The sequence below is a fragment of the Candidatus Endoriftia persephonae genome (assembly GCF_023733635.1).
In the GTDB taxonomy this organism is placed as follows: Bacteria; Pseudomonadota; Gammaproteobacteria; order Chromatiales; family Chromatiaceae; genus Endoriftia; species Endoriftia persephonae.
This window is the reverse complement of record NZ_CP090569.1, coordinates 633,190-659,928: the sequence shown is the minus strand read 5'-3', so window position 1 is coordinate 659,928 and position 26,739 is coordinate 633,190. Positions and strand designations below refer to the sequence as shown.

Genomic DNA, 26,739 nt, shown 5'->3' with positions numbered 1-26,739 from the left:
TATGTACGTCGAATCATCCAAAGGAAAGGCGCGTCAGATCTGGCGTTTTCGTGGCGGGCTGCATCTGCCGGACAACAAGGCTCAGTCACTCAGCACACCGCTGCGCCAGGCCGAGCTTCCCGATCTGTTGATTCTGCCGCTGCAGCAGCATATCGGCAGCCCAGCGATCCCTCTGGTAAAAAAAGGCGAACGGGTACTTAAGGGGCAGAAGATCGCCGACAGTGATGAACCGGTCTGTGCGCCGATCCATGCGCCCACCTCAGGTGAAATACGCGGGATCAGCCAACAACCGCTACCCCACCCTTCCGGGCTGAGTGGCCCCTGTATCCTGCTCAAGCCGGATGGCAAGGATGAGTGGGGCGAACTGCCGGAGCCGATCAGTGACTTTCGCACCGTCCCTGCTGAGATCCTGCGCCAACGGATTCGCGAGTGCGGCATCGTCGGCATGGGCGGAGCGACCTTTCCCACAGCGGTGAAACTCGATCCCGGCAAGCCGATCAAGACCCTGATCATCAACGGCGCCGAGTGCGAACCCTACATCACCTGCGACGACCGGCTGATGCTCAACTTTCCCGACAAGGTGATCGACGGCATCCGCATCCTGCAGTATCTGCTGGGAGCCGAAGAGTGCCTGATCGGCATCGAGGACAACAAACCCGAAGCGATCCTCGCCATGCGCCAGGCACTGCGCAATCAGGATACCGCGGAAGTGGTGCGCATCCCCACCCATTACCCCAGCGGCGGCGAGAAGCAGCTGATTCGCATTCTTACCGGCAAGGAGGTCCCCAGCGCCGGACTACCCGCCCAACTCGGCATCATCTGCCATAACGTCGGCACTGCTGCCGCCATCGCCGATGCGGTGCTCACCGGCCGACCTCTGATCTCCCGACTGGTCACAGTCACCGGCGAAGGGGTCGCACAGCCCTGCAACTTGGAGGTACTGATTGGCACCCCTGCAGGCGAGCTGATCGAGCAGGCTGGTGGCTACACCGATGCTGCCAGTGGACTCATCTATGGCGGCCCAATGATGGGTTTTCGGCTCAGTACCGACCAGATCCCAATCACCAAGGGGGGCAACTGTCTGCTACTGCCCAGTGTCGCGGAGAGCCCACCCCCCGAGTCGGTGCGCGCCTGCATCCGCTGTAGCCGCTGCGCGGATGTCTGTCCGGTGCAACTGCTGCCGCAGCAGATGTATTGGTACGCCCGCGCCAAGGAGCTGGAGAAGGCGCAGGACTACAATCTGTTCGACTGCATCGAGTGCGGTTGCTGTTCCCACGTCTGCCCCTCACACATCCCACTGGTCCACTACTTCCGCTATGCCAAGACCGAAAGCTGGGAGCAGGAGGAGGAGCGGCGGCGCTCTGAACACGCCAAGATGCGCCACGATTTTCGCCTCGCCCGCATGCAACGGATGGAGGCAGAACGTAAGGCGCGGCTGCGCAAAAAGAAAGAGGACCTGGCGAAGAAACCAGCCAAGGGCAAAGCTGCGGCAAAGGATCCAAAAAAGGCCGCTATCGAGGCGGCGCAGCAACGTGTTGCTGCGAAAAAGGCCGCCAATAAAAGCAGCCCAAAAAACACCGACCATCTGCAGCCCGCACAGCAGGCCCAGATCGATGCCGCCGAACAGCGCCGTCAGCAGGCAGAACCCGTGGAGGAGGCGCCACCGGCCAGCGGCGGCATCGAGAACGATCCAGAGCTGCAGGAGATCTTCAAACAGGAGACCAGCTCACACTTTGCGACCATCAGCGGCTTCATCGAACAGACTCGTGCGGGGAACAACGATGCAGCACAGATCCCCGCCGAGATCCCCAGGGCTTTCCACACCATCTGTGGCAGTGCCCGGATGGTCGGTCTGATGCCCCTGGCCAGCCTCAACAAATCACTGGAGCTCTATACCGACAGCCTGGTGGAACAGCAGCAGGCACCTGACAAGACTGCACTCGCGTTGATGGAGGATGGGGTGGATACCGGCAAAGCACTGATCGCCTGGCTGTTCGACAAGAGTCAGGCTGAACCCAACATCGAGTCGCTGCTCTCTCGTATCGAGGCCGCCGGCCAGCGACGCAGGCCCTCAGCGCCTAAAAAACAGCCGACTACCGATACCCCGCCAGAGAGCAACTAGCCAATGCAGTTCCAGACTTTCAGCTCACCCCATAGCCCGCGCCCCAACCGAGTCGACCGAATTATGCTCCAGGTGGTTCTGGCTCTGCTGCCGGGCATCCTCGCGATGGTGATCTTTTTCGGCTGGGGTGTACTGATCAATAGCGTTATCGCCATCGCGAGCGCCCTGCTGTTCGAGGCGCTCGCGCTGCGGCTGCGCAAGCGGCCGGTAACACCAGCACTGATGGATCTGAGCGCTGTGGTCACGGCGATGCTGTTCGCCATTGCCGCGCCACCACTGTTGCCCTGGTGGCTGACAGTGATCGGCATGGCCTTCGCCATCATCCTGGTTAAACAGCTCTACGGCGGCCTCGGCTATAATCCATTCAATCCGGCGATGGCCGCCTATGTGTTCCTGCTGATCTCCTATCCGGTGCAGATGACCACTTGGCTGCCGCCGGAGATGCTCAATACCCAGCCACTCAGCTTGCTGCAAACCGTTCAGGCGATATTTTTCAACAGCCTGCCAGAAGGGCTCAGCTTCGACACCATCAGCAGCGCCACACCACTGGACCAGATGCGCACCAGCCTGGATCAGAACCGGATGATCAGCGAGATCATGCAGAACCCTCTATGGGGGGATTTCGGCGGGCAAGGCTGGGAGTGGGTCGGCAACTGGTTCATCATGGGTGGGCTCTGGCTGATCTACAAGCGGGTCATCAGCTGGCATATTCCGCTCTCTTTGTTTGCGGGACTCTTCAGCCTTGCATTGCTCTTCTACCTGTTCGACCCAGAGAGCCACCCCTTCCCGCTGTTCCACATCTTCAGTGGTGGCGTGATACTCGGCGCCTTCTTCATCGCCACTGATCCTGTCACCGCCTGTACCACCAGGCGCGGTCAAATCATCTATGGCGCCCTGATCGGCATGTTGGTCTATGTAATTCGCACCTGGGGCGGCTACCCTGATGCGGTTGCCTTCGCCGTGCTCCTGCTGAATATGGCTGTCCCCACTATCGATCACTATACTCAGCCACGCACCTTTGGACACGGAGGTGCCCGTTGACCAAGCACCCTGTTGTAATTGCTGGCTTTGTGCTTGCCATGTTTGCAGTGGCTGGCACGGCATTGGTCAGCTTCACCCACCAGGCAACCAAGGCACGCATTGCCAGTAATGAGCGCCAGGCGCTACTGCGAAGTCTCACGGCGCTAGTCCCGGCGGCGAGTATCGACAACGACATCATCTCCGATGTCATGACGGTCAGCGACCCAGAACTCCTGGGCTCTGAAAACACGACTGTCTACCGTGGGCGGTCTGGCGGCCAACCGGTGGCGGTGGTGCTGACGCCGGTGGTGCCGAACGGCTACAGCGGCCCGATCAAGCTGCTGGTGGCGGTGCGCTACGACGGCACCCTGGGCGGTGTACGAATCATCTCCCACAAAGAGACACCCGGCTTGGGCGATAAGATCGAGGAGAGCCGCTCTGACTGGATCTATAGCTTCACCGGCAAGTCATTAAACAACCCGCCCAAGGCACAGTGGGGTGTGAAGAAGGATGGTGGCGTATTCGACCAGTTTACCGGCGCCACCATCACGCCACGCTCGATCGTGGCTGCGGTAAAAAAGAGCCTGCTCTATGTCCAACAGCATCAGCAGCGGCTCTATGACCGCACGCCGTTACAGGAGGCCACTCCAGGAGAAAATAACGATGGCTAGTGCGAGTTACGCAAGAATCATCCAGGACGGTCTGTGGAGCAACAACCAAGCGCTGGTGGCCCTGCTCGGGCTCTGCCCGCTGCTCGCTGTCACCAATACTGCGGTCAATGGCCTGGGGCTGGGCATCGCCACCACCGCGGTGCTGGTCGCCTCCAATGTCACCGTTTCACTGATTCGCAATCTGGTGAGGAACGAGGTCCGACTGCCAGTGTTTGTGATGGTCATCGCCTCCTTTGTCACCGCTATCGAACTGGGCATGAATGCCTATTTCCATGAGCTGCACAAGATTCTTGGCATCTTTATCCCGCTGATTGTCACCAACTGCGCCATTATCGGTCGCGCTGAAGCGTTTGCCTCGAAAAACAACCTGCAGCGTTCACTGGTGGATGGCCTGAGTATCGGTATCGGCTTTACCCTGGTGCTGCTGACTCTGGGCGGACTGCGAGAACTGATCGGCCAGGGCACACTATTCTCCCAGGCGCACCTCATGTTCGGCAGCGGAGCGGAAGCGCTAACCCTCACCTTGGGAGAGGGGTATCACGGGATGTTGCTGGCGATCCTTCCACCCGGCGCATTCATCGGCTTGGGGCTGCTGATTGCCATCAAGAGCGTGATCGACAAGCGATTGCAGCAGCGTGTCCTTGCAAAATCAAGCCACTTGGCGAACTCGGAAACGGCCACCTGAGTGTGCGCACGCCAAGAATCTTCACCTCGCAACCACTGCAGACAGGCCATCATATTCAGCTGGAGGCCGAGCCCTCCCACCATCTGCTCAAAGTACTGCGACTCCGCAGCGGGGCGCAGTTGCGTCTATTTAATGGGGATGGTCGCGAGTTTTCCGCCAGCCTGATCAGCAGCGACCGCAATCGGGTCGAGGTTGAACTGCATCAGTGCCTGCGGAAAGAGGCGAAGGATTCCCTGCCAATTACACTGGCAATCGGCATCTCACGTGGGGAGCGTATGGATTTTGCTTTGCAGAAGTCAGTAGAGCTTGGGGTGAGTGCCATTGTTCCACTGGTAACGGAGCGCTGTGTGGTGCGCCTTGATCCACGACGCCAACAGAAACGGATGACTCACTGGCAGAAGATTGTAATCAGCGCCTGCGAGCAGTCTGGACGCTGTCGCGTCCCACAGCTGGAACAACCAGGCCGGTTTGACGAGATGTTGCAGCAGCTGCCCGCCACAATGCGACTTATGCTCGACCATCGAGCCTCGGAAAGCCTGCATGACCTCTCTTCAAGGCCGGACGCAATCGTCCTGCTGGTGGGGCCTGAAGGGGGACTCAGCCCGGAAGAACGACGCCTAGCGCAACAGGCGGGATTCAAAGGAGTGAGGCTGGGGCCCAGAGTGCTGCGGACAGAGACCGCGCCACTGGCCGCCCTCGCAGCCATCCAGACCCTGTGGGGGGACTTTATGACCTGAATCTGGTCACTTCGTTTCGAACGCTTCAAGCAGCATGAACTCCACCTCGTCCAGGTCGGGGATCATCGCCGTCTCACCATTCACCAATACCGACTTCTGCACCACCGGGCTGATCTCACCATCGCTTTCGCTCGGCATGATGTTCTCGGTGGTGATGCGCACCAGACTAGGCACAGACTGACAGACAACTCCAAAACAGGGGAGCGAAGCATCTCCATTGAGTGTGTGGACAACTGCGATACGTCCCCGGTTGCCGGGCTCCCTGATCCACTCCTCTTCCAGCATCCCTTCAAAGGCGATCAGCGGGATCTTGATCCTGCGCCACTCGACAATGCCCCGCAGCCAGGCCGGAGCATCGTCCAGAGGCTCAGCTTGCTGGTAGGCAGCAACCTCCGCCACTACGGCATTTGGCAGCAACAACCGCCCCGACACCAACGGAATCAGGACACTCCGAACCTCGCCTGCGATCGCCTCACTCATGTCTCAGATTCCGCCAACACGTCTTTAATATTCTCAAGCAGTTCCGCCTCTTGGTAAGGCTTGCCGAGACAGCGCCTGACACCAAGAGCAAAGGCACGTTTGCGATGTTTTTCACCAACACGCGACGAAATCATGATGATTGGCAGTCCATAATACTCGACTGAATTATGGACATGCCGTGCCAATTCGAAACCATCCATGCGCGGCATCTCAATATCCAGCAACATGATATCCGGAATCTGTTCCTGGAGCAGCGCTACCGCATCCACACCATCTTTTGCTGTCACCACATCCATATCGTGACGTTCCAACAGTCGGCTGGTAACCTTGCGCACAGTGATCGAGTCGTCCACCACCATCACCCGCACACGACGCTCCTCTTCCCGTTTGGCAGCCTTCCTTCCCTCTTCAACCTGTTCCTGTAGGTGCGCAGTGCCCAGACGCACCAGTGCGCCGACATCGAGGATCAGGGCGACACGGCCATCGGCCAGGATCGTACCACCAGTGATCCAGGGCACACTGCTGACCTGCTTGCCAACCGATTTCACCACGATCTGGCGGGTGCCGAGCAACTCATCGATACGCAAGGCAACGCGACGCTCTCCAGACTGGACCAGTAGCAGAGGGATCCACTTTTCAGTCTCGTGGGGCAGACTGTCACTTAAGCCCAACATGCTGCCCAGATAGAAATTTTTGTAGGTGCGCCCTGCGTAGGAGAAACCCTCCTCCTCGCCCGACTCACAGGCAATCAGTTTGCTGCGGCTGATCCGGACCACACCCTCGACGCTGCCATGGGGAATGGCAAATACATCATCGCCTACGCGCATCAGCAAGGCGTCGGTGATCGCCAGGGTCAGCGGCAAACGAATGGTAAAACTGGTGCCGCGTCCCGGCTGGGAGTCGATATCGAGTGAACCACCCAGCTGTTTCACCTCGGAGGAGACCACATCGAGCCCCACGCCACGTCCAGCGATCTGGGTAACCTCGCTAGCAGTGCTAAATCCCGGCATCAAGACACACTGCATCAGATCGTCATCTTCGACCTGGGCGTTTGGATCGATCAGATTCTGCGCAATTGCTTTCTCACGAATCGCATTGATATCGAGACCATTGCCGTCATCCGAAAGCGTTAGCACAATATCTGTCGCTTCACGGGTCATATAGAGGGAGATCCGCCCAGCCTCATCCTTCTCGGCAAAACGACGCGCCTCAGGCTTTTCAATACCGTGTGACACGGCATTTCGCAGCAGATGCTCAAGCGCCGGGATCATTCGGTTAAGAATGGTACGGTCCATCTCGCCATCTGTACCGTAGGTCTCCAAGTTGGCCTTTTTGCCAAGCTGATCTGCTGTCTGACGCACCACGCGCTGCAACCGCGGCACCAGCTGCTGAAACGGCACCATACGGGTGCGTAGCAAGCCATCTTGCAGGTCGGTGGAAATACGCGACTGCTGCAGCAGCAGAGTATCGGTCTCCCGCTGCAGATCGGCCAGCAATCCATTGATGCTGCCCAAGTCGTTAACTGTCTCCATCAATGCCCGCGAGAGCTGTTGCATGGTGGAGAAGCGATCGAGCTCAAGCGGGTCGAACTCCGCCCGATTCTTGTCATCTTGCCCATGGTCGCGATCCCAACGATAGAGAATCTGGGCCTCGGTCTCGATCTCCAGCTTGCGCAACTGATCGAAAAGACGGGTAATGGTTTGCTCCAGCTCCGCAAGGTTGAAGCCGAGCACACCGTTCTGCTGCTCCAGACGCGCCCGGTAGATGCTGATCTCACCCGCATTGTTTACCAGGCGGTCCAGCAGCGTGGCACTGACACGCACCTGGTCACGGGCAGGTCGAAACGCCGTCCCCTGCGGCAGATTTTCCTGCGCGGGCGCGGGTGGTTGCTGTGGTTGCTTGGGAAAACGGATAATCCGCTTCAGCGCTTCAGATTCCCCCGGCTCAGGTTCAGGCTCCACTTCCGGTTCAAGCGCAGACTCCGCTCCCTCAGTCTCCGCTGTTTCCTCAGACTGAGTCGTCTCCTCCGCAAGATCTGTTGTCAGGCCGGCATCCAGCATCGCAAAGTCACTGTCGGCCTCGAATTCATCGATGGAACTGGGCGCCAGCAAACTATCTGTCGGCTCAGCGGCAAATGACGAAATCTCTGCGCTGGCCTCTTTTGATCCAAGGATCGACTCCAGCTGTTTGACCAGCTTGCCAGCACGGGAAAGGGCGCCACCGGTTGCGACCTCGTCGATCTGGTGCGCAATACGGTCGATCGCCTGTCGGGTCAGCTCGAGCAATCTTCCGGTTATCAGAACATTTTTATCGGCAATCTTTGAGAACAGAGACTCGAGCGCATGACTCAGATCACCGACTGGCAGGATCCCTGAAAGCCGCGCGCTGCCTTTCAGGGTATGCAGAATGCGCTGGATAGCGTCGATGGCCGACTCATCGGACTGGTTATCCATCCAATGCTGATAGCTCGATTCTATCTGCTCCAGCAACTCTTTCGCCTCTTCGACGAAAACTTCGACCAACTCTGGGTCTTCTGCGACGGCAAACATGCCATCCTCTTCGACCTGGCTCAGCGCCTCCTCTTCAACCCGCTCAATCAGCGCCGAGTCGGCTTCATCACCGGCGGCGATAAACAGTTCTTCCGCCTCTTCGTCAGGCAACTTCTCGAACTCTTCAGCTGAGATGGGCTCGGCTTCGGCTTCGGCTTCGGCTTCGGCTTCGGCTTCGGCTTCGGCTTCGGCTTCGGCTTCGGCTTCGGCTTCGGCTTCGGCTTCGGCTTCGGCTTCGGCTTCGGCTTCGGCTTCGGCTTCGGCTTCGGCTTCGGCTTCGGCTTCGGCTTCGGCTTCGGCTTCGGCTTCGGCTTCGGCTTCGGCTTCGGCTTCGGCTTCGGCTTCGGCTTCGGCTTCGGCTTCGGCTTCGGCTTCGGCTTCGGCTTCGGCTTCGGCTTCGGCTTCGGCTTCGGCTTCGGCTTCGGCTTCGGCTTCGGCTTCGGCTTCGGCTTCGGCTTCGGCTTCGGCTTCGGCTTCGGCTTCGGCTTCGGCTTCGGCTTCGGCTTCGGCTTCGGCTTCGGCTTCGGCTTCGGCTTCGGCTTTCAGGATCATCTCAGCGGCTTCCAGGCGAGCCACAAGCCCTTTGATATCGGGCTCCGCCTCATTGCTACCGAGCAGCCAACCGAGGGTTCCTTGGGTAGCAGCAATGCCGTCTTCGATAAAACCAAGTACCTCATCATCGGCAATCGTTCGCTGAGCAATTACCTGATTGATGTAGCTTTCCAATACTTGGTTGATCTCGGCTATCGGCGTTAGCCCCGTCATGTGTGCGCTGCCACGCAGCGTGTGAAAAGCCCGAGGAACGGTCTCATCAACCTGCGGCCGCTGAGTCTGGAGTCGTGCGTCGTCGATAAACCGATGCAGGGTTTCAAAATGGGCCGCTGTCTCTGCCTTGAATACAGCAAGCAGTTCGGTATCGAGCTCAAACACCAGATCCGAATCTGAAAATCCGCTGAGCTCGGCTTCGGCTTCGGCTTCGGCTTCGGCTTCGGCTTCGGCTTCGGCTTCGGCTTCGGCTTCGGCTTCGGCTTCGGCTTCGGCTTCGGCTTCGGCTTCGGCTTCGGCTTCGGCTTCGGCTTCGGCTTCGGCTTCGGCTTCGGCTTCGGCTTCGGCTTCGGCTTCGGCTTCGGCTTCGGCTTCGGCTTCGGCTTCGGCTTCGGCTTCGGCTTCGGCTTCGGCTTCGGCTTCGGCTTCGGCTTCGGCTTCGGCTTCGGCTTCGGCTTCGGCTTCGGCTTCGGCTTCGGCTTCGGCTTCGGCTTCGGCTTCGGCTTCGGCTTCGGCTTCGGCTTCGGCTTCGGCTTCGGCTTCGGCTTCGGCTTCGGCTTCGGCTTCGGCTTCGGCTTCGGCTTCGGCTTCGGCTTCGGCTTCGGCTTCGGCTTTCAGAAGAGCCTCTTTTACCGCCGCTTCTACGGCAAGCCTTGCCGAATCAGGCTCCTGAATGCTTGCCTCGATTTCAACCGGTTCGTCTAGAGGAAGCTCTTCAACGTCGATCGTCTCATCTTCCAGAGGCGCCAGCTCGATCTCTTCACTGGATGACTCAAACAGATCGAACGATTCCACCGAACTTGGCTCTTCTAGCACCTCGCCCTGAGCCTCCGCCAACTCCTTTGTGGTTTCGCCCTCTGCGATTTCAAGCGTGCTCTTTGCTGCGGCGCTGGAGCGGCCATCGATCAGGGCGAAAGCCTGATCCATGACCGCAACCACATTCAGATCGGGCAAAACCGAGCGTTCCTGGCAGTCGATCAGCACCGGCAGCATCTGTTCGACATCGGCCAGAATGGAGAGTACTTCAGGTGTAACCTCGATGGTCTCGTCGATGATCCGGTTGAGCATATTCTCGACCGACCAGGCGAGCTCACCGATCATCTTGGCACCAACCAGACGACCGCTTCCTTTCAATGTATGGAAGGAGCGGCGGATGGTAATCAGGGCATCCTTATCATCAAAATTCCGACGCCAGCGCGGCAGATTTTCCTGGACCACCTCCAACTCTTCCCGTGCCTCTTCGACAAAGATCTCGAGGATCTCCGGGTCGATCTCTTCCAGCGCGGGCTTTTCCGCAGAGGGAATAATCTCGCGCGCCTTTTCCTCCTCTGTCAAAGGCGCATACAATCCTTCCGAATCGGGCTCCTCCTCTACAGGCCCTTCCTCAACCGCTTCCGCCTCTTCCTTCTGCTCCAGCTCAAACAACTCCTCAGGCTGAGACTGGGCTTCGCGTACGCTAGCAATTTCAACCACCGGGGCGGGAACGGGCTCCTCCTCCGGCATGCCCGGCACTTCTTGCACCAGCCCAGAGAGCGCAGTCCGCGCTATCTCTATGATCTCTTTGCGATCGCCCACACCGTCGACCAAGGCTTCGAGGAAATATTCGATGCTGCTGATCACGTCCGCCAGTGAGTTCAACTGCTGGCGGCCTGGAATCTGATGCCCCTGGATCAGATTTTTATGAATGAATTCAGTGGTGCGTCGCGCAATCTCTGCCGGTTCGGAAAAATCGAGCAGTTTTAGGGCGCCATAGACACGGGTGAATTGTCCAAAGACCTCTTCGAGAACCGCTGGATCATTGTCAGTTTCGGTGTAATTGACAATTGCCTCTTTTGCCTTGGCAATATCGATCTTGGCCTCTTTGACCGTCTGTTTGACCAGGCCTTCAAATTCACCGACTGGCAGCGTTTGCCCCCAGTTACTGCTTGAAGCCTCTACATCTTCAATCAGTTGCTGGCCGCTGTGGATGCCACTCAGCGAGGACTCCACAAACAGAATATCACCGGCCATCTCCATCAATTCGAACTCTTCCGGCTTGGAGGAGCGTTTGGCAAACGACTCGAGCTTTTCAGCCTGACGAATCAGCCGGGACCGCAATGCGCCCTGGCCGATCATTCCCAGGGTATCGGCCAAGCGCTGCATCGGCACCTGAAGGCGATCGAGCGTGCTGGGGTCTGCCTGCTCACCACGCATGAACAAGTCGAGGATATCTTTGACCTGTGTTAGCTCAGCGTAGATCGCCTCTCGCACCGAGTGGACCAGTTCGGCATTGGTACCGGTGAGGCTCTCCCGCCCCTTCGCCAGTGCCGATTCACTCGGCAACACGCCGCTCAGATTATAGGCCTCTTTTACCGCAAGCAGATGTGGATGTTGTGATTCAGCCCGCCCCACATAGTAGAGGAGGTTTTTGATCAGTTCGTGGGGGGGATCATCGACCAGTGCACGCTCACCCTGATCGATGATCAGCCTCAATTCGCGATCCAGCTTTCCTAGCAGTTGCTTGACTGCGACACCACCCTGGATGCTGCCCTCGATCAAACCCTGGATGACGGCTCCAGCCACCCACATCAGGCGATGCACTTGTTCGGTACCAGCCCCCCGCTCGAGCTCTTTGGCTACATCAAGCAGGTAACTCCAACCCTTTTCCAGGTTGAGTTTGCGATACCAGTTGAGCAACCCAAGATGGTACTTTTGGCGTACACGACGCACCAAGTCAGGGAGCTCGTCGTTCGGCTCTCCTGTAATGCGATCAGGTACTGCAACATTTTCCAGATCAGGATTGAAGAGTGCCGCTTCAGAGAGCAGGGGGGCATCACGCACGGCACGCAGGTCATTCAACAGGGGCAGCACGATGAGTGGGACATCTTCATCACCTGCCTGCAGCTTTTCCAGATAGTCCGGCAGCTGGATCAGTGCCAGCATCAGCGCTTCAGCAGCATCCTCATGCTGACGCACCTTCCTCTTGAACATGGCACGGGCAACCTGCTCCATCTCTTCTGCCAGCATTGCAGGGCCATAGGCCTCCACCATCTGCAAGACGCCGGCAATTTGATGGAGGCTCTCGGCACACAGCTGAAGCGATGCACCACTGCCAGCATCATCAACCTGCTCCTCCAACGCCCGACGGGCCTGACCGATCGTTGCATCGATCTCGTCTTTTACCCAGTTCAGCGCGCCGAAGTCACGGACATTGGTCATTCGCGTTCCTCACACTTCCATCACGAGCGATAGCGAAACTTGCTTGGAGCTAACAGCTAACTGCACTCAGTTTCGCGACGGGGCATCATCGCTCCATCAAGGCAAACGGAAACCGGCTACAGACTTCTGCAGCTCGTCTGACAAGTCGGCCAGCGCACCGATCGATGCCGCGGTTTGGCTAGTACCATCGGAGGTCTGCGTGGTGATCTCCTGGATCACGTTCATGGTGGCGTTTACACCTACTGCAGCTTCCGACTGCGCCTTGGCAGACTCCGCAATCTTACCGGTAAGGTCAGAGATATATTGAGATACGCTTTCGATCTCCATCAGAGCCTCACCGGCATCCTCTGCCAACTTCGCTCCTCTCACCACACCCGAAGTACTGGCTTCCATCGAGGTAACAGCCTCGTTGGTATCTGCCTGAATTGTTTTAACCAGTGCCTCAATCTGCTTTGTTGCGTTAATCGAACGTTCTGCAAGACGCTGGACCTCGTCCGCAACCACCGCAAAACCACGACCCGCTTCACCGGCCATGGCTGCCTGCATGGCAGCGTTCAGTGCGAGGATATTGGTCTGATCTGCGATATCGTCGATCAGCTCCACAATATCACCGATTTCCTGAGAGCTCTCACCAAGACGCTTGATTCGCTTCGAGGTCTCCTGAATCTGTTCGCGAATCGCATCCATGCCCTGGATGGTATTACGTACGGTCTCGGCTCCGTTGCTTGCAATATCCACCGAGCGGAGGGCAACCTCTGCCGATTCGGCTGCATCATTCGACATCTGATCGATTGCTAAGGACATCGATTTGATGGCGTCATTGGCATCGGTTATCTGCTCCGCCTGATGGACACTTGCCTCGGCCAGATGCATGGCCGTAGCACGGGTCTCCTGGGTTGAGCTGGATACCTGCTCCGCGGTCTGGTTGATGGTGGTTACCAGCTCGCGCAACGCCTCGATCGCGTAGTTGATCGAGTCGGCGATCGCACCGGTAATATCCTCGGTTACGCTGGCCGTTACCGTCAGGTCACCATCAGCCAGATCACCCATCTCGTCGAGTAGACGCAGAATAGCCCGCTGGTTGCTCTCGTTTTGCTCCTTACTCGCCTCTTCCCGACGGCGTGCATCCAGTACCAACCGAAAACCAAGGATGATCAGGAAGGCCGCCGCTAAGCCACCAAAGGCAGCCACCATACCGGGGCCCGCCTTGACACCGAGAATCTCGATACGCCCGGGAGACTCGCCATACACCTTAATCAGGTTTTCGGTTGCCTCACTGGTTCTGTCCGAAATCTCATTCATGCTTGAGGCGGCTTCCAAGGCGGGCAACACTGCTGGAATATTTTCGATAATCTCATCAGCATGGTCACTCACCGTCCCAAACAGTGTGGCGATATCCCTCAACCGCTGCTCTGCAACTGGATCTGCCACCTTAGTAACCCCCAGATCAGGATCGCCCTCAAGAAGGCCATCGAGTACACGGCCGAACCGATCCGCATCCCGTGTAAATTGGTCGATCGCCGCTGCCGTTTGCTGCCCACCAGCCAGCACCAAGCTCACCTTCGCCTGGATACGTTCAGCCAACATCCGCTGCTCGGAAGCGATAAAGATCTGCTGCGGAGACGCATTTTTCTCGATCAACACCTGCGCAACCTCTTCTGAGAGTTCCTGCAATTGGGGAACAAATTCAGAAATCACACCGATGAACTCACCGATCGCCAGAATTGGCTCTTGTGCGGCTAGGATTTCGTCCGCATTCTGACGCAGTTCCAGCCAGGCATTTTCCACCTTTCGCAAAGGAAGCATGACCTGCACCGGTGACCCCGGCAGGTCGTCGGCCTCTGAGCCATTTTTCAACTCCGTCATTACGGTTTCGAACTGGTCACGGGCTGATCGTAGAGGTGCAAATGCCTGGCGGTCGCCCCGTGCAGCAGAGATCGCAAATTTGGCGATCCGCTGCGCCAACACTCGCTGCTCAGCTGTGCGCAACAGATACTGTTCCTCGTAACTTTCCTGCTGCGTCGTATGGATAAACGTCACAAGCCCCAAAAATACAGAAGCAATCAGGAGCACAGTTAACACCGTCAAGGCCCTTTTCGACGGCAAGCCTCCGCCCACACCTCTTACCTTCATTGCCATGTCTCCTGAAAGCTCATATATGCCCGTAAATCAATTAATGTCTAAACCGTTTAATTCTATCTGGCCGCAACCTGGAATGCCGGATCATCCGCCAGACTGGAGAGACTGAAAACCGGCAGGGTCTTCCCCTCTTGACGAAATCCGAACTGGACATAACTACTCAGATTTTCACCAATTCCGCGGACCTCAATCAGATCCTCTTCCGAAAAATGGCGCATACCAACCATCTCCCCAACCAACACGCCGGTAGTCATCTGCGGGCCACTGAAGACCAACACCCGGCTTCTTCTGCCCCGAGCGGTCCTCTCTCCGGTAAGAAACGACTGTAAATCAACAATGGGAACCAGGTTTCCGCGAATATTCGCCAGCCCCAACATCCACGACTTAGTGCCGGGCACAGTGGTGAGCGTTGTAGGAAAATTAAGAATTTCTCTGATCTCAGAAAGCGGAGCAACCATGCTCAGTTTCCCGAGGGAAAACAACACGCCTTCCCAAGCAGACTGCACCTTGTCTTGTTGTGGCAGGGCCAACGTATTCCCATGGCTACGTTGTTCAATCACCTGCAATAACTGGACAAGCTCCTCCGGTGTATCCAACTGCCAGTTAACCATAGTCTTTAGGGAGCCTCTAAACGAATCATGGACGGCAGTCTTGCGGTCCAAATTCCCCGCTGCTGCGTCGTACCCCAAGGGCATTTCCCGCGGGGCAAAATCTAGACAATAGGCCGGCTATTACGCCATACGGGGATGTGCAAGTGCCGCGTCGACAGGATGTCGCTAAGCGACCCTGAGATTTCTGTCTTACAGCGAAAAATTCAGCCTCACAATTCTGTCCGCCCAGATTCATTCAGAGGCCCCTTAGCGATCAAGCACATTGCGAATCTTTGTGATCAACTCTGCAGGTGCAACTGGCTTCACCAGATAATCAGTGGCTCCCTGCCTCATCCCCCAGCTTTTATCTGTCTCCTGATCCTTGGTCGTTACCATGATGACAGGAATCGCTGAAGTGCTCTGATCTTTACTTAATTGTCGTGTTGCCTGAAAACCATTCAGAACCGGCATTACCACATCCATCAAGATCAAGGAAGGACGGATACGCTTGGCCATCGCAACGCCTTCCTGACCATCATTCGCCACTTCAGTGCGGTAACCGTGCTTCTCGAGGATCTTCTTCAAAACATGGACTTCGGTAGGAGAATCGTCAACGATCAGAACCGTCACCCCACCCGAAGATACTGCTTCGCGGTTCACATCCGAGCTCTCGTCTGTCCCTTTGCGAAAAAATCTCTTAATCATGGGTCTTGTGCGCCAGATAGTCATCAACAAACAAACCGCACGAGATGCGGCATAATCACCTACTTCTCACCTACCCCTGCCAAAAACATCCAAGCAATCAAGCCGCTTTATTTGCATAGCGCCTAATGGCACCCAGCAACTCATCTTTGGTAAACGGCTTTGTCAAATACTGCTCAGAACCGACGATGCGTCCTCGCGCCCGGTCAAACAACCCATCCTTACTCGACAGCATGATGACCGGGATATTCTTATATACTTCGTTATGTTTGATTAATGCACAGGTCTGATATCCATCAAGCCTTGGCATCATGATATCAACAAAAATAACATCGGGGTGATGATCCGCGATCAAAGCAAGCGCATCGAAGCCATCAACCGCTGTCATGACCTCGCATCCCACTTTTTTTAGAAGACTCTCAGCAGTGCGTCGAATGGTCTTGCTATCGTCAATAACCATTACTTTTACACCTGAGATATCCGTCTCCGTATCTTCAGCACTCACCGTACAATCCTCACTTGCAGTGCCCTAGAAGTGGACTTGTGACAATCTATTTCTGCGGGACAACAACTGTCAATCCCCACAACTGCCACATCTGCATACCACCTCGATAATAGTAGATTTTATCAGCCGGATAACCGACTCCAAGCAACCCCTTAATGGCTCTGGGAGACTGCCCACAGGCGGGACCATTACACCAGACGATCAAATCCTTAGCATTGCTAAAATCCCACTTTTCTGTCTTCAGCTTACCGTCAAAAAAACCCACCTTTTCCATCTTCTGGGTAAAGAAACCAACATTACCGCGCCGTTTCACACCAAACCTCTGCAACGCTTCAATCATCTCCTGATTTTCAGCATCCCCAGAAAGCACAGTGAACGGTATGTTTATCGACCCTGGAATAGTACCCCGCCTGAACCATTGTGAAGTACGAGCATCAATAAGCAACCCCTTGCCGTCTCTCAGTTCATTTTCCATGAACTCAAAGACCTCAACCTCACCGACAGTCTTCACGCGAGGATCAACTTCAATGGGATGGATACAGAATGGCGGACATTTTCGTGCAGTCTTTGCAAAGTAGCCCTTGAGCACATAGTCAGGATCCTGCACTCGTTGCACTTTGATAGAGCGCCCATCATGCATTACGTGCAGATAGAGCTTGTCAGCGGTCAGACTGATCTTGCCACCTTTACCAACTTCGAGTTCAGCAGCGGAAACGGACCAAGCAGACAAATAGACAAGGCCAGAAAAAAGTGCTCTGACAAAGAGAGATTTCATGCTTTTCCTCAGAATCCAATTATTCGTTATCAGGACAGACTTCACTGGATAAAACATAGCTTTGCAACGCAAATCCTCACCGCTTCAGGAATCGGTCCATGATCTTCTTTCGAATATCACTGATTGCAGCACCATCCCTGTAATCTTGAAATACCTCCTCCTGGCTCGCCGGGGGGAGTTTCATGTAGAAAGTGTAACTCCCCACATATCGAGACTTAAGGTCAGCCTCAAACTCCTCCTGACTTGCTCCTTCGATCGCCACCTCGGAAGCAGCGCTCTCTCCTACGGCATCAGGTTTTGCCCGGTCCAACTTCTCCGCTTCCAGTGAAATTTCAGAGAGGTATGAATCCTCCTCAGCCCCGACCACAGCCCCAAAAACAGGGACCATCAGAAGGAAAAACAACCCCAAAGACCTCAAAAACCGCTTCACCAAACCGCCCCGACTGCTGGTTTGTGTCGGCATATCACACCTCTTTGGTTTATAGAGTTCAGAATATAGCCCACAACTCAGCATCAAAGACAGTGAACCATCTGTTATTCTCGGCTGAATCCATCCTAGCCACCGGAGCTAACCGGGTCCGTGAAAATAGCAAGATGTGCGTTCGTCATCAAGGCTACACGCGGGCTCCTTCGAAATGAAGGAACAAATACCCTAAGCGTGACATATAGCAGACTTTGGTTACTTTTCTTGGGCATATGCGTCAAATCAAAACCACACCAATAATCTTGCCGACGCACCCACTGGACAGATCCAAATCCCCTTAAAACAGAGCCACACACACAGTAGACTGTAGTTATGAATACAACCCTCGGCGTCATCATGGACCCAATCGAGTCCATCAAGGTCCAGAAAGACAGCACCTTCGCCATGCTGCTCGCTGCACAGCATAGAGGCTGGGAACTCCTCTACATGGAACAGGGCGACCTTTCGCTTTCTGACGGAGTCACCTATGCCCGCATGCGCCCGCTAAGGGTACGCGACAACGCCAGCAACTGGTACCAACTTGGCGACCAGCGGCAGGCACCACTCGATTCACTTGATGTGGTACTGATGCGCAAGGATCCCCCGTTTGACATGGAGTACATCTACACCACCTACCTGTTGGAGCAGGCAGAACACCGCGGCTGCCTGGTAGTCAACCGTCCGCAAGCGCTACGGGATGCCAATGAAAAGCTCTTTACCAGCGAATTCAACGACTGCACTCCGCCCACCTTGGTCAGCCGGAGCGCCGCTGAGATCCGCAGCTTCCTCGACCAACACCAGGACATCATCCTCAAACCCCTTGGCGGCATGGGTGGCGCCTCCGTCTTCCGGGTGCGCCGCGACGACCCCAACACCAGCGTCATCATCGAAACCCTGACCCTGCACGGCACCCAGTTCACCATGGCACAGCAATTCATCCCTGAGATCAGCGCTGGTGACAAGCGTATCCTGATGATCGATGGCGAAGCCGTCCCGTACGCTCTGGCGCGCATTCCGGCCAAGGGGGAGACCCGCGGCAACCTAGCGGCCGGCGGCAGAGGCGAAGGTCAACCCCTCTCCGAGCGGGACCAGTGGATCGCCGCCCAAGTCGGCCCCGAGCTGAAGCGTCGCGGCATCCTGTTCGCCGGCCTTGACGTAATCGGCAACTACCTCACCGAGATCAACGTCACCAGCCCCACCTGCATCCGCGAGCTGGACCGTCAGTTCAACCTCGACATCGCCGGCGACCTGATGGATAGGATCGCGGAGCGACTGCAGTGACCCGCAGCCTGCTGCTTGCGCTGCTGCTGGCACTCGCCAGCAGCGGCTGCAGCGAACCACAGCCGGTCCATCACAACCGCTTCCTCGCCTTCGGCACCCTGGTCGATCTCGACATCAGCGGCGTCAGCCAGCAGGCGGCAGAGCAGGCCACCGCCGCCATCCAGGCCGACTTCGACTACATGCACCACGCCTGGCACGCTTGGGACCCCGGCCCGCTCGGCTACGTCAATCGCATGATCCGCACTGGCGAACCATTTGCCGTACCACCCTCGGTGCTACCGCTGATCGAGATCGGCCAGCGGCTATCGCAACAGAGCGAACAGCTATTCGATCCAGCCATCGGTCAGCTGATCGAGCTATGGGGTTTCCACAGAAAAAAGGAGCCGCCCCAGCCACCCGACGAGACAACCATTCAGGCCCTGCTCGACGCCCGCCCCAGCATCACCGACCTCAAACTCAACGGCATCACCCTGCAGAGTGACAACCCCCAGGTGAAGCTCGACTTCGGCGCCTTCGGCAAAGGCTACGGCATCGATCTGGCGATCGACCACCTGCGCCAACTGGGCATCCGCAATGCCATCGTCAACGCCGGCGGCGATCTGCGTGCAATCGGCAATCACGGCGACCGACCCTGGCGCATCGCCATCCGCGACCCCTCGGGTGAAGGAGTGTTCGCGGTGATTGAGATCGACAACGACGAGAGCGTCTTCACATCCGGCGACTACGAGCGCAACTTCGTCTACCAGGGCCGCCGCTACCACCACATTATCGACCCGCGCAACGGCTATCCCGCCACCGGCAGCCGCTCGGTCACCGTCATTCACACTGATGCCACCACCGCCGATGCCGCCGCCACTGCGCTGTTTATCGCAGGCCCCAGGGATTGGTACCGCATCGCCCGCTCAATGAGGCTAAAATACGTATTGCTTGTCGACGACTTGGGCGAACTCCACATGAGCCCCGCCATGGCACAACGAATCGAACTAACCAATCCAAACTTGCAGATCCAACTCAGCGAAGCACTCTGACCTCACCCATGCACTCTGCCGTCCTCCAACCCCATACCGACCGACTTGGCATCACCCTGTTCGCCGCCGCCTGCCTGCACGCGTTCATCATTCTGGGGATCCAGTTCAATTTTCAGGACTACAAAAAGCCGGACCATCGCCAGCAGAGCCTGGAAGTCACCGTGATCCGCCCGAACCTCGACAAACAGCGTCCGGAGGAGGAGAAACCCGACTTCCTCGCCCCCGTCAGCCAGGCAGGCGGCGGCGAGACCGACCTGCCGAAGCGCCCCTCGGTGGAGTCGGCAGAGAGCCCGATCCCCACCTCCAAACCCTCCCCCACTCGCAGCTCCGTGATGGCACCCCCGCCGGCACCACCGCAGCCAGCCAAGCAGCAGGTGATCGCAGCCCCGCAGGCCGAACGCAAACTGCAGGTCGAACAGCCCACTCCGAAACCGACACCGCGCCCCACCGCCGCCCAGTTGCTCTCCAGCAAGACCCTGGAGATCGCCCGCCTCACCGCCGAGCTGGAAGAGAAGACCCAGGCCTACGCCAAGCGCACCAAACGCCGCGCCATCAGCGCCAGCACCAAGGAGTACAAGTATGCCGCCTATCTGGATGCCTGGCGGCGCAAGGTCGAGCGCATCGGCAACCTCAACTATCCGGATGCAGCAAAACGCCAGCAACTCTACGGCAACCTGGTACTGCACGTAGCGGTACGCGCCGACGGCACCATCGAGAAGGTCCGCGTGCTCCACTCCTCAGGCCACAAGATCCTTGACGATGCAGCGATCCGTATCGTACGCCTCGCCGCCCCCTACTCCCCATTTCCCAGCAACATCCGCGAAGAGATCGACGTGCTCGACATCACCCGCACCTGGCAGTTCCTGCGCAGCAACCGCCTCGGCACAGAGTAACGCCGGTTGCAGCCGCTCCGTCCCCGCCGGATACTATAGCCATGACGCCCAATACCGACCTCACCAACCACTTCCTCATCGCCATGCCCGCGCTGGCCGACCCCAACTTCCATCACACCGTCACCTATCTGTGTGAACACCACCAGAACGGTGCCATGGGGATCGTGGTCAATCGCCCACTGGAACTGCAGCTGGGCGACATCTTCCAACAGCTCGAACTGAGCTGCAGCGACCCGCAGACCAACCAACAACCCGTCTACGTCGGCGGTCCGGTACAGAGCGACCGGGGCTTCGTGCTGCATGAGTCGGGACGCAGCTGGAAGTCCACATTGAAGGTTACCGATGCCATCAGCGTCACCACTTCGATGGACATCCTCGAGGCAATCGCCGCCGGTGACGGGCCAGACAAGATCCTCATCGCTCTGGGTTACGCCGGCTGGGGTGATGGCCAACTGGAGGATGAACTGGCGAACAACGCTTGGCTGAGCGGCCCGGCGGATGAAGAAATCATCTTCCGCCTCCCCAGCGAGAGCCGCTGGCAGGCCGCCGCCGACCTGCTCGGCATCGACCTCAACCTGCTCAGCAGCGACGCCGGCCACGCATGACGCTGCTGGGCTTCGATTTCGGCACACGCAAGATCGGTGTCGCGGTGGGCCAGACTGTCAGCGGCACCGCCAGCGCCCTGGAGACCCTGCTGCCGGTCCGGCAGAAGATCGACTGGCAGCGCATCGGCGAACTGATCAAAGAGTGGCAGCCCGACGCGCTGGTAGTCGGCCTGCCACTCGACCTGGACGACAGCGAAACCGACGCCACCCAGCCCGCGCTGCGCTTCTCCCGCCAGCTCGAGGGGCGTTTTCACCTCAAGGTCCACCTGGCCGACGAGCGCCTCACCTCGATGGAGGCGCGCAGCCGCATCGGCCATCGCGCCAAACGCCTGGAAGATTACGACGCCGAAGCGGCCAAATTGATCCTCGAGACCTGGCTCAGCGAACAGTGAGCCACACCACCCGAAACAAAAAAGATTCAGACAGAGAGCAGCCCAATCGATGCAAATAAAGAAGTTCATGGACGCCGACGCGGTGGAGTCACTGATCGACGTGATGGCCGGCAAGCTCTGGAGCCTGCTCAATGAGCGGGGTATCGATGCACCGATGATGATCGGCATCCGCACCGGCGGCGTCTGGCTGGCGCAGCAGCTGCACCAGGAGCTCGGCCTGCAAGAACCGCTCGGAACCCTCGACATCTCCTTCTACCGGGATGACTTCACTCAGATCGGCATGAATCCTGAGGTGCACCCCTCCGACCTGCCGCTGCCGGTGGATGGCCGCCACATCATCCTCATCGACGATGTGCTGCACACCGGCCGCACCATCCGCGCCGCGCTTAATGAGATCTTCGACTACGGCCGCCCGGCCTCGATAATCCTCGCCACCCTGGTGGAGCGCAGCGGCCGCGAACTGCCGATCGAGGCCGACGTGGTCGGGCTTCGCCCCACCCTCGCCGCCGACCAACACATCACCCTCACCGGTCCAAGCCCACTCGGCCTGGTGATCGGCAGCCGTTCCAACCGCAGCTCGCGCAATGGCGACACAGGAGAGGCCCGATGAGCCGTCACACGCCCAACCTGCAGCTAGATGAGCAGGGCCACCTACTGCACTTTCTCACCATCGACGGCCTGCGCCGTGAGCTGCTGACCGAGATCCTCGACACCGCCGAAGGCTTCACCGGGGTCTCTGAGCGTACAATAAAGAAGGTGCCACTGTGCCGCGGCAAGACCGTCGCCAACCTCTTCTTCGAGACCAGCACCCGCACCCGCACTACCTTTGAACTGGCCGAGAAGCGCCTCTCCGCTGACGTGCTCAACCTCAACATCAGCGCCTCCGCCACCTCCAAGGGCGAAACCCTACTCGACACCCTGCGCAACCTGGAGGCGATGCACATGGACATGTTTGTAGTGCGTCACGCCGACAGCGGCGCCGCCCACTTCATCGCCCAGCACGCCACCCCCGGAGTGGGAGTGATCAACGCCGGCGACGGCCGCCACGCCCACCCCACCCAGGCGATGCTCGACATGTTCACCATCCGCCGCCACAAGAGAGAATTCGTCGGCCTGCGGGTAGCGATCGTCGGCGACATCCTGCACTCGCGGGTGGCCCGCTCACAGATCCTCGCCCTCAACACCCTCGGCGTCTCCGAGGTGCGGGTGATCGCCCCCCGGACCCTGCTGCCCCACGATGCCCGCAAGCTCGGCGTGCATGTCTATCACGACTTGCAGGAGGGGATCCGTGACGTCGACGTGATCATCATGCTACGGCTGCAGCGGGAGCGCATGCAGGGCGCACTGCTGCCCAGCGAGCACGAATATTTTCAGCTCTACGGCCTCACCGACGAGCGCCTGGAGGCAGCCGACTCAGAGGCGATCGTAATGCACCCTGGGCCGATCAACCGTGGCGTGGAGATGGACTCACTGGTGGCCGACGGACCACGTTCGGTAATCCTGCAACAGGTCAGCTACGGCATCGCCATCCGCATGGCTGTAATCTCAATGATCATCGGCCGTCAGAACCTACAGGCCCAGGCTTAACCAGATGAACAACAGCAACACCATCAGCATCCTCAATGGCCGTCTAATCGACCCGGCCCACGGTATCGACGCGACCCAGGATCTGCACATCGGCAATGGCAAGGTGCTCTCGCTGGGAGCGCCTCCCGAGGGCTTCAGCGCCGACACCAGCATCGACGCCAGTGACAAGATCGTCTGCCCCGGCCTGATCGATCTCTGCGCCAACCTGCGCCAACCCGGCGCCGAACACAAGGCGACCATCGCCAGCGAAACTGCAGCGGCAGCAGCTGGCGGTATCACCACCCTCTGCTGCCCCCCCGACACCCTACCGGTGATCGACACCCAGGCGGTAGCGGAGCAGATTCAGAGGCTGGCCCGGGCCGCCGGCCACTGCCGTCTGCTGCCCCAGGGGGCGCAGACCAAGGGGCTGGAGGGCAGCCAGCTGAGCGAGATGGCGGCACTCAAGCGAGCCGGCTGCTGCGCTGTGAGCAACGCCTACACGCCTTTGCTCAACACCCTGGTGCAACGGCGCGCACTGGAATACGCCGCCACCTTCAATATCCTCACCATCATCCGCCCCCAGGACGAGCATCTCGCCAACCAGGGCTGCGTACATGAGGGTAAGGTGGCCGATCGGCTCGGCCTGCCCGGCATCCCCGAGGCGGCGGAGACGGTGGCCATCGCACGGGATCTGGCGCTGGCGGAACATGCCAAGGCACGCATCCACTTCCACGCTATTTCCTCTGCCCGTGGCAGCAACATGCTGGCCCGCGCCTGCTTCGGCAAGCAGCAGGTGAGCGCCGACGTGGCGATCCACCAGCTGTTTCTCACCGAGATGGATGTGGAGAGCTTCGACAGCAACGCCCACGTGATCCCGCCGCTGCGCACCAGCGGCGACCGGGACGGACTGCGTCAGGCACTCGCCGACAACCTACTGTCGGCGATCTGCTCCGACCATCAGCCCCATGAGCCAGACGCCAAAGCCGCCCCCTTCCCGGCCACCGAACCGGGCATTTCAGGGCTCGACACCCTGCTCTCCCTGACTCTGAAACTGGTCGAGGAGAGAGTGCTCGATCTGCCTGACGCGATCGCCCGCCTCACCAGCGGGCCGGCGAAGATCCTCGATCTGCCTTTCGGGCAGCTCGCCGTCGGCGCCAGCGCAGACATCTGCATCTTCGATCCGCAGCAGCGCTGGACGGTGCTGTCTGATCAGCTGTTGAGCCAAGGCAAAAACAGCCCGTTCATCGGCTGGGACCTGCCCGGTAGAGTCAGCCACACCCTGCTCGAAGGACGTATCGTCTACACTGCGGAGCCGACCTAAGCCGCCGCCCATTTCGAACCATGAGCCAGACCATGAATAGACCACACCGCGACAGCCTGTTTCTTGAGCAGGCCGAGATCCTCTCCCATGAGGCCTTCGAGGGCGACCAGTTTATCCTGCGCCTGCAGGCCCCAAAGTGCGCCGCGCGCGCTCAGCCCGGCAGCTTCGTCCATCTGCAGTGCGATCCGCTGCAGCCGATGCGCCGGCCGATCTCACTCATGCGGGTGTCGGCCAGGGAAGGCTGGGTGGAACTCCTCTACAAAGCGGTCGGACAAGGCACCCGGTTGCTGTCACTGCGCCAACGCGGCGAATCACTCAGTCTGCTGGGGCCCATCGGGGTACCGTTCAGACCCGATCCGGATCGTTCCCTGCCACTGTTGATCGGCGGCGGCGTAGGCATGCCGCCGATGGTGTTTCTCGCCGACACCCTGCGTAGCGACAAGAGCAAGAAACCCTTTGTCATCCTCGGCTCCGAAGTGCCTTTCCCGTTCCAGCCACAACCTTCGCAACTGCTGATGCCGCAGCTGCCCGAAGGCGTGATCGCCGCAATGCCACTGCTCGATGACTGGGGCATTCCCAACCGCCTCACCAGCCAGCAAGACTTTCCCGGCTGTCACCAGGGCTATGTCACCGAGCTGGCGCGCCACTGGCTCGACGCGCTGGATGCCGATCAGCGGGATCAGGTGGAGATCTTCTCCTGCGGCCCGCACCCGATGCTGGAGGCGGTCACCACCCTGGCAAAAGAGTTCGAGCTGCCCTGTCAGGTCTCGCTGGAAGAGTTCATGGCCTGCGGTGTCGGTGGCTGTGCTGGCTGCGTGGTAGAGCTAGAGACCCCGGCCGGCCCAGCAATGAAGCGGGTCTGTGTCGACGGCCCGGTGTTCGATGCCCGCCAGGTGTTTGTCTGAGCGGTAAAGCCCCCATCATCCCCATGCTTTGCCTCCAGCCACAGCCGCTATAATCGGCAGCATTGAGAAATCCAGACCAGGCAATGCTATGAATACAGAGAGCCGCATCAAAGAGAAACTCCAGAGCGCCTTCCAACCGCTTCACTTGGAGATAACAAATGAGAGCCACATGCACAACGTGCCGCCCGGCTCTGAGTCCCACTTCAAGGTGGTGCTGGTCAGCAGTCAGTTTGAAGGTGAACGCCTGATCGGGCGTCACCGGGCGGTCAACAAGGCCCTCGTCGAGGAGTTGCAGGCCGGAGTGCATGCTCTGGCACTGCACCCCCTGACCCCGGAGGAGTGGTTCAGCAAGGGGGGCACCAGCCCCGACTCTCCGGAGTGCCTCGGCGGGTCGAAGGCGTCGTCTGACAGCTGAACTATGTGGGGACGTCTGTTTGGCATGAAAGCCCTCAATCGTAGCCCCGATGAGCAGACCCGAATCGATCAAGCCTGTCGCAGCCTGGCACTCTACCAGACCAACAGCTGCCCCTATTGCGTCACTGTGCGCCGCACCATCAAAAAGCTGCAGCTGAAGATCGAACTGCGCGACATTCAGCGCAATCCTGTCTGGCGCCAAGAGTTGATGCAGGGCGGCGGCATGACACAGGTGCCCTGTCTGCGCATCGAAGCAGCTGACGGGCGGGTGCAGTGGATGTATGAGTCTGCCGACATCAAACGCTATCTGAGGCAGCATTTTTCCAGCTGACAGCTCTCGCAGTGAAACAAAAGCGGCGGCAAACGAGCGCCGCTCTGGTACAAAATCGCCTTTTAGCTGTCGAAAAACCTTACACCGCCCGCCGCACATCAATCTAAGTCATTGATTTTTGGTACCCATGAATCTGGCATCAGATATGCTGCGTATCTTCTGTAAAGCGGAGAGAAACGCTGAGGAGAGGTCCCATGAGAACTCCAGAACTACAACCCATCGAGGCCATCAAGACTAAACTGGCCAACGAAGAGCGCCAACGGATTCGCCGCGGCATCCTCAGCCAGCTGATCCTGGCGCGTCAAAACCGCCACTTTCACGGCACCTATGGGGTCAGCGATAACAACCGGCATGCTGGTTTCTTGCCCGCTTTTCAGGACCTTAGCAGCGGCAGCTGGATTATCTCCCAGTTTGCCGACGGCCGACCGGCCCCGATGCACCTGCTCGACGGCCTGCCGCAGGAGTGGATCTGCCGACGCGACCAGAGCGGTCGCGCACTCAGCACCCGGGAGGGGATAGTCGCCGGCTTTGTACGTGACGGAATTTTTTACACTCGCGAGGCAGCTGTTCAGGCTGCCGCTCATTGAGATTGCTGCTACCGG

General features: G+C 58.5%; 25 protein-coding genes and 1 pseudogene. 18 read left to right on the top strand and 8 right to left on the bottom strand.

Annotation, left to right across the window (positions count from 1 at the left end; translation table 11 throughout):
• Position 1: 1 nt before the first annotated feature.
• The 6 genes and pseudogenes from rsxC to L0Y14_RS03115 form a co-directional block, all read left to right on the top strand.
• A pseudogene (gene rsxC, locus L0Y14_RS03140) lies at positions 2-1,636 on the top strand (electron transport complex subunit RsxC); the annotation flags it as partial.
• Between the two features lie 12 nt (positions 1,637-1,648).
• The gene (locus tag L0Y14_RS16575; protein WP_240992121.1) at positions 1,649-2,122 is read left to right on the top strand and encodes an Hpt domain-containing protein; all 474 of its coding nucleotides are present in this window, start codon (positions 1,649-1,651) and stop codon (positions 2,120-2,122) included.
• 3 nt (positions 2,123-2,125) lie between these two features.
• Positions 2,126-3,163 (top strand): electron transport complex subunit RsxD, encoded by a 1,038-nt coding sequence (gene rsxD, locus L0Y14_RS03130; RefSeq protein ID WP_005965742.1) that lies wholly within the window; start codon positions 2,126-2,128, stop codon positions 3,161-3,163.
• The gene (gene rsxG, locus L0Y14_RS03125) at positions 3,160-3,813 is read left to right on the top strand and encodes an electron transport complex subunit RsxG (protein WP_005965741.1); all 654 of its coding nucleotides are present in this window, start codon (positions 3,160-3,162) and stop codon (positions 3,811-3,813) included. The genes rsxD and rsxG overlap by 4 nt, the downstream gene beginning before the upstream one ends.
• The gene (locus tag L0Y14_RS03120) at positions 3,806-4,498 is read left to right on the top strand and encodes an electron transport complex subunit E (protein ID WP_039960535.1); all 693 of its coding nucleotides are present in this window, start codon (positions 3,806-3,808) and stop codon (positions 4,496-4,498) included. The genes rsxG and L0Y14_RS03120 overlap by 8 nt, the downstream gene beginning before the upstream one ends.
• 2 nt (positions 4,499-4,500) lie before the next feature.
• Complete coding sequence (locus tag L0Y14_RS03115; protein ID WP_005965738.1) at positions 4,501-5,235, top strand: 16S rRNA (uracil(1498)-N(3))-methyltransferase; 735 nt, start codon at positions 4,501-4,503, stop codon at positions 5,233-5,235.
• A gap of 6 nt (positions 5,236-5,241) precedes the next feature.
• Here the strand turns inward: L0Y14_RS03115 and L0Y14_RS03110 are convergent, their stop codons facing one another.
• The 8 genes from L0Y14_RS03110 to L0Y14_RS03075 form a co-directional block, all read right to left on the bottom strand.
• Complete coding sequence (locus L0Y14_RS03110) at positions 5,242-5,715, bottom strand: chemotaxis protein CheW (RefSeq protein WP_005965736.1); 474 nt, start codon at positions 5,713-5,715, stop codon at positions 5,242-5,244.
• Positions 5,712-12,227, bottom strand: coding sequence for a hybrid sensor histidine kinase/response regulator (locus tag L0Y14_RS03105; RefSeq protein WP_251859245.1), 6,516 nt, complete (start codon positions 12,225-12,227; stop codon positions 5,712-5,714). Before L0Y14_RS03105 ends, L0Y14_RS03110 begins: the two co-directional genes overlap by 4 nt.
• 96 nt (positions 12,228-12,323) lie before the next feature.
• Positions 12,324-14,360, bottom strand: coding sequence for a methyl-accepting chemotaxis protein (locus tag L0Y14_RS03100; protein ID WP_138921933.1), 2,037 nt, complete (start codon positions 14,358-14,360; stop codon positions 12,324-12,326).
• A gap of 62 nt (positions 14,361-14,422) precedes the next feature.
• Positions 14,423-15,028 (bottom strand): chemotaxis protein CheW, encoded by a 606-nt coding sequence (locus tag L0Y14_RS03095; protein WP_240991742.1) that lies wholly within the window; start codon positions 15,026-15,028, stop codon positions 14,423-14,425.
• Between the two features lie 195 nt (positions 15,029-15,223).
• A complete protein-coding gene (locus L0Y14_RS03090) occupies positions 15,224-15,616 on the bottom strand; it encodes a response regulator (protein ID WP_269747089.1) in 393 nt (130 codons plus the stop codon).
• Positions 15,617-15,758: 142 nt separating this feature from the next.
• Complete coding sequence (locus tag L0Y14_RS03085; protein WP_050798746.1) at positions 15,759-16,118, bottom strand: response regulator; 360 nt, start codon at positions 16,116-16,118, stop codon at positions 15,759-15,761.
• A gap of 91 nt (positions 16,119-16,209) precedes the next feature.
• Entirely contained in the window at positions 16,210-16,938 is a 729-nt protein-coding gene (locus L0Y14_RS03080; protein WP_040820136.1) for a rhodanese-like domain-containing protein, read from the bottom strand.
• Positions 16,939-17,014: 76 nt separating this feature from the next.
• On the bottom strand, positions 17,015-17,401 hold the full coding sequence (locus tag L0Y14_RS03075) for a hypothetical protein (RefSeq protein WP_039960219.1): 387 nt from the start codon (positions 17,399-17,401) through the stop codon (positions 17,015-17,017).
• Positions 17,402-17,734: 333 nt separating this feature from the next.
• On the opposite strand from L0Y14_RS03075, the gene gshB reads away from it, so the two are divergent.
• The 12 genes from gshB to L0Y14_RS03015 all read left to right on the top strand — a co-directional run bounded on the left by gshB (position 17,735) and on the right by L0Y14_RS03015 (position 26,724).
• The gene (gene gshB, locus L0Y14_RS03070; RefSeq protein WP_006475713.1) at positions 17,735-18,682 is read left to right on the top strand and encodes a glutathione synthase; all 948 of its coding nucleotides are present in this window, start codon (positions 17,735-17,737) and stop codon (positions 18,680-18,682) included.
• The gene (locus tag L0Y14_RS03065) at positions 18,679-19,710 is read left to right on the top strand and encodes an FAD:protein FMN transferase (protein WP_005963201.1); all 1,032 of its coding nucleotides are present in this window, start codon (positions 18,679-18,681) and stop codon (positions 19,708-19,710) included. The genes gshB and L0Y14_RS03065 overlap by 4 nt, the downstream gene beginning before the upstream one ends.
• An 8-nt stretch (positions 19,711-19,718) precedes the next feature.
• Positions 19,719-20,603 (top strand): energy transducer TonB, encoded by an 885-nt coding sequence (locus tag L0Y14_RS03060; RefSeq protein ID WP_005963203.1) that lies wholly within the window; start codon positions 19,719-19,721, stop codon positions 20,601-20,603.
• 41 nt (positions 20,604-20,644) lie between these two features.
• Positions 20,645-21,208 (top strand): YqgE/AlgH family protein, encoded by a 564-nt coding sequence (locus L0Y14_RS03055; RefSeq protein ID WP_005963206.1) that lies wholly within the window; start codon positions 20,645-20,647, stop codon positions 21,206-21,208.
• Positions 21,205-21,600 (top strand): Holliday junction resolvase RuvX, encoded by a 396-nt coding sequence (gene ruvX / locus L0Y14_RS03050; RefSeq protein WP_005963208.1) that lies wholly within the window; start codon positions 21,205-21,207, stop codon positions 21,598-21,600. Before L0Y14_RS03055 ends, ruvX begins: the two co-directional genes overlap by 4 nt.
• Before the next feature lie 49 nt (positions 21,601-21,649).
• Positions 21,650-22,210, top strand: a complete 561-nt coding sequence (pyrR, locus tag L0Y14_RS03045) for a bifunctional pyr operon transcriptional regulator/uracil phosphoribosyltransferase PyrR (protein ID WP_005963210.1) — start codon at positions 21,650-21,652, stop codon at positions 22,208-22,210.
• Complete coding sequence (locus tag L0Y14_RS03040; RefSeq protein ID WP_006475714.1) at positions 22,207-23,187, top strand: aspartate carbamoyltransferase catalytic subunit; 981 nt, start codon at positions 22,207-22,209, stop codon at positions 23,185-23,187. Before pyrR ends, L0Y14_RS03040 begins: the two co-directional genes overlap by 4 nt.
• A 4-nt stretch (positions 23,188-23,191) precedes the next feature.
• Complete coding sequence (locus L0Y14_RS03035) at positions 23,192-24,487, top strand: dihydroorotase (protein WP_006475715.1); 1,296 nt, start codon at positions 23,192-23,194, stop codon at positions 24,485-24,487.
• 32 nt (positions 24,488-24,519) lie between these two features.
• Complete coding sequence (locus L0Y14_RS03030; RefSeq protein ID WP_006475716.1) at positions 24,520-25,392, top strand: dihydroorotate dehydrogenase electron transfer subunit; 873 nt, start codon at positions 24,520-24,522, stop codon at positions 25,390-25,392.
• 88 nt (positions 25,393-25,480) lie between these two features.
• The gene (locus L0Y14_RS03025; protein ID WP_040820132.1) at positions 25,481-25,807 is read left to right on the top strand and encodes a BolA family protein; all 327 of its coding nucleotides are present in this window, start codon (positions 25,481-25,483) and stop codon (positions 25,805-25,807) included.
• A 24-nt stretch (positions 25,808-25,831) separates the two neighbouring features.
• Complete coding sequence (locus L0Y14_RS03020) at positions 25,832-26,137, top strand: glutaredoxin family protein (protein WP_240991744.1); 306 nt, start codon at positions 25,832-25,834, stop codon at positions 26,135-26,137.
• A gap of 194 nt (positions 26,138-26,331) precedes the next feature.
• Entirely contained in the window at positions 26,332-26,724 is a 393-nt protein-coding gene (locus tag L0Y14_RS03015; RefSeq protein WP_005963222.1) for a hypothetical protein, read from the top strand.
• The last annotated feature ends 15 nt before the right edge of the window (positions 26,725-26,739 follow it).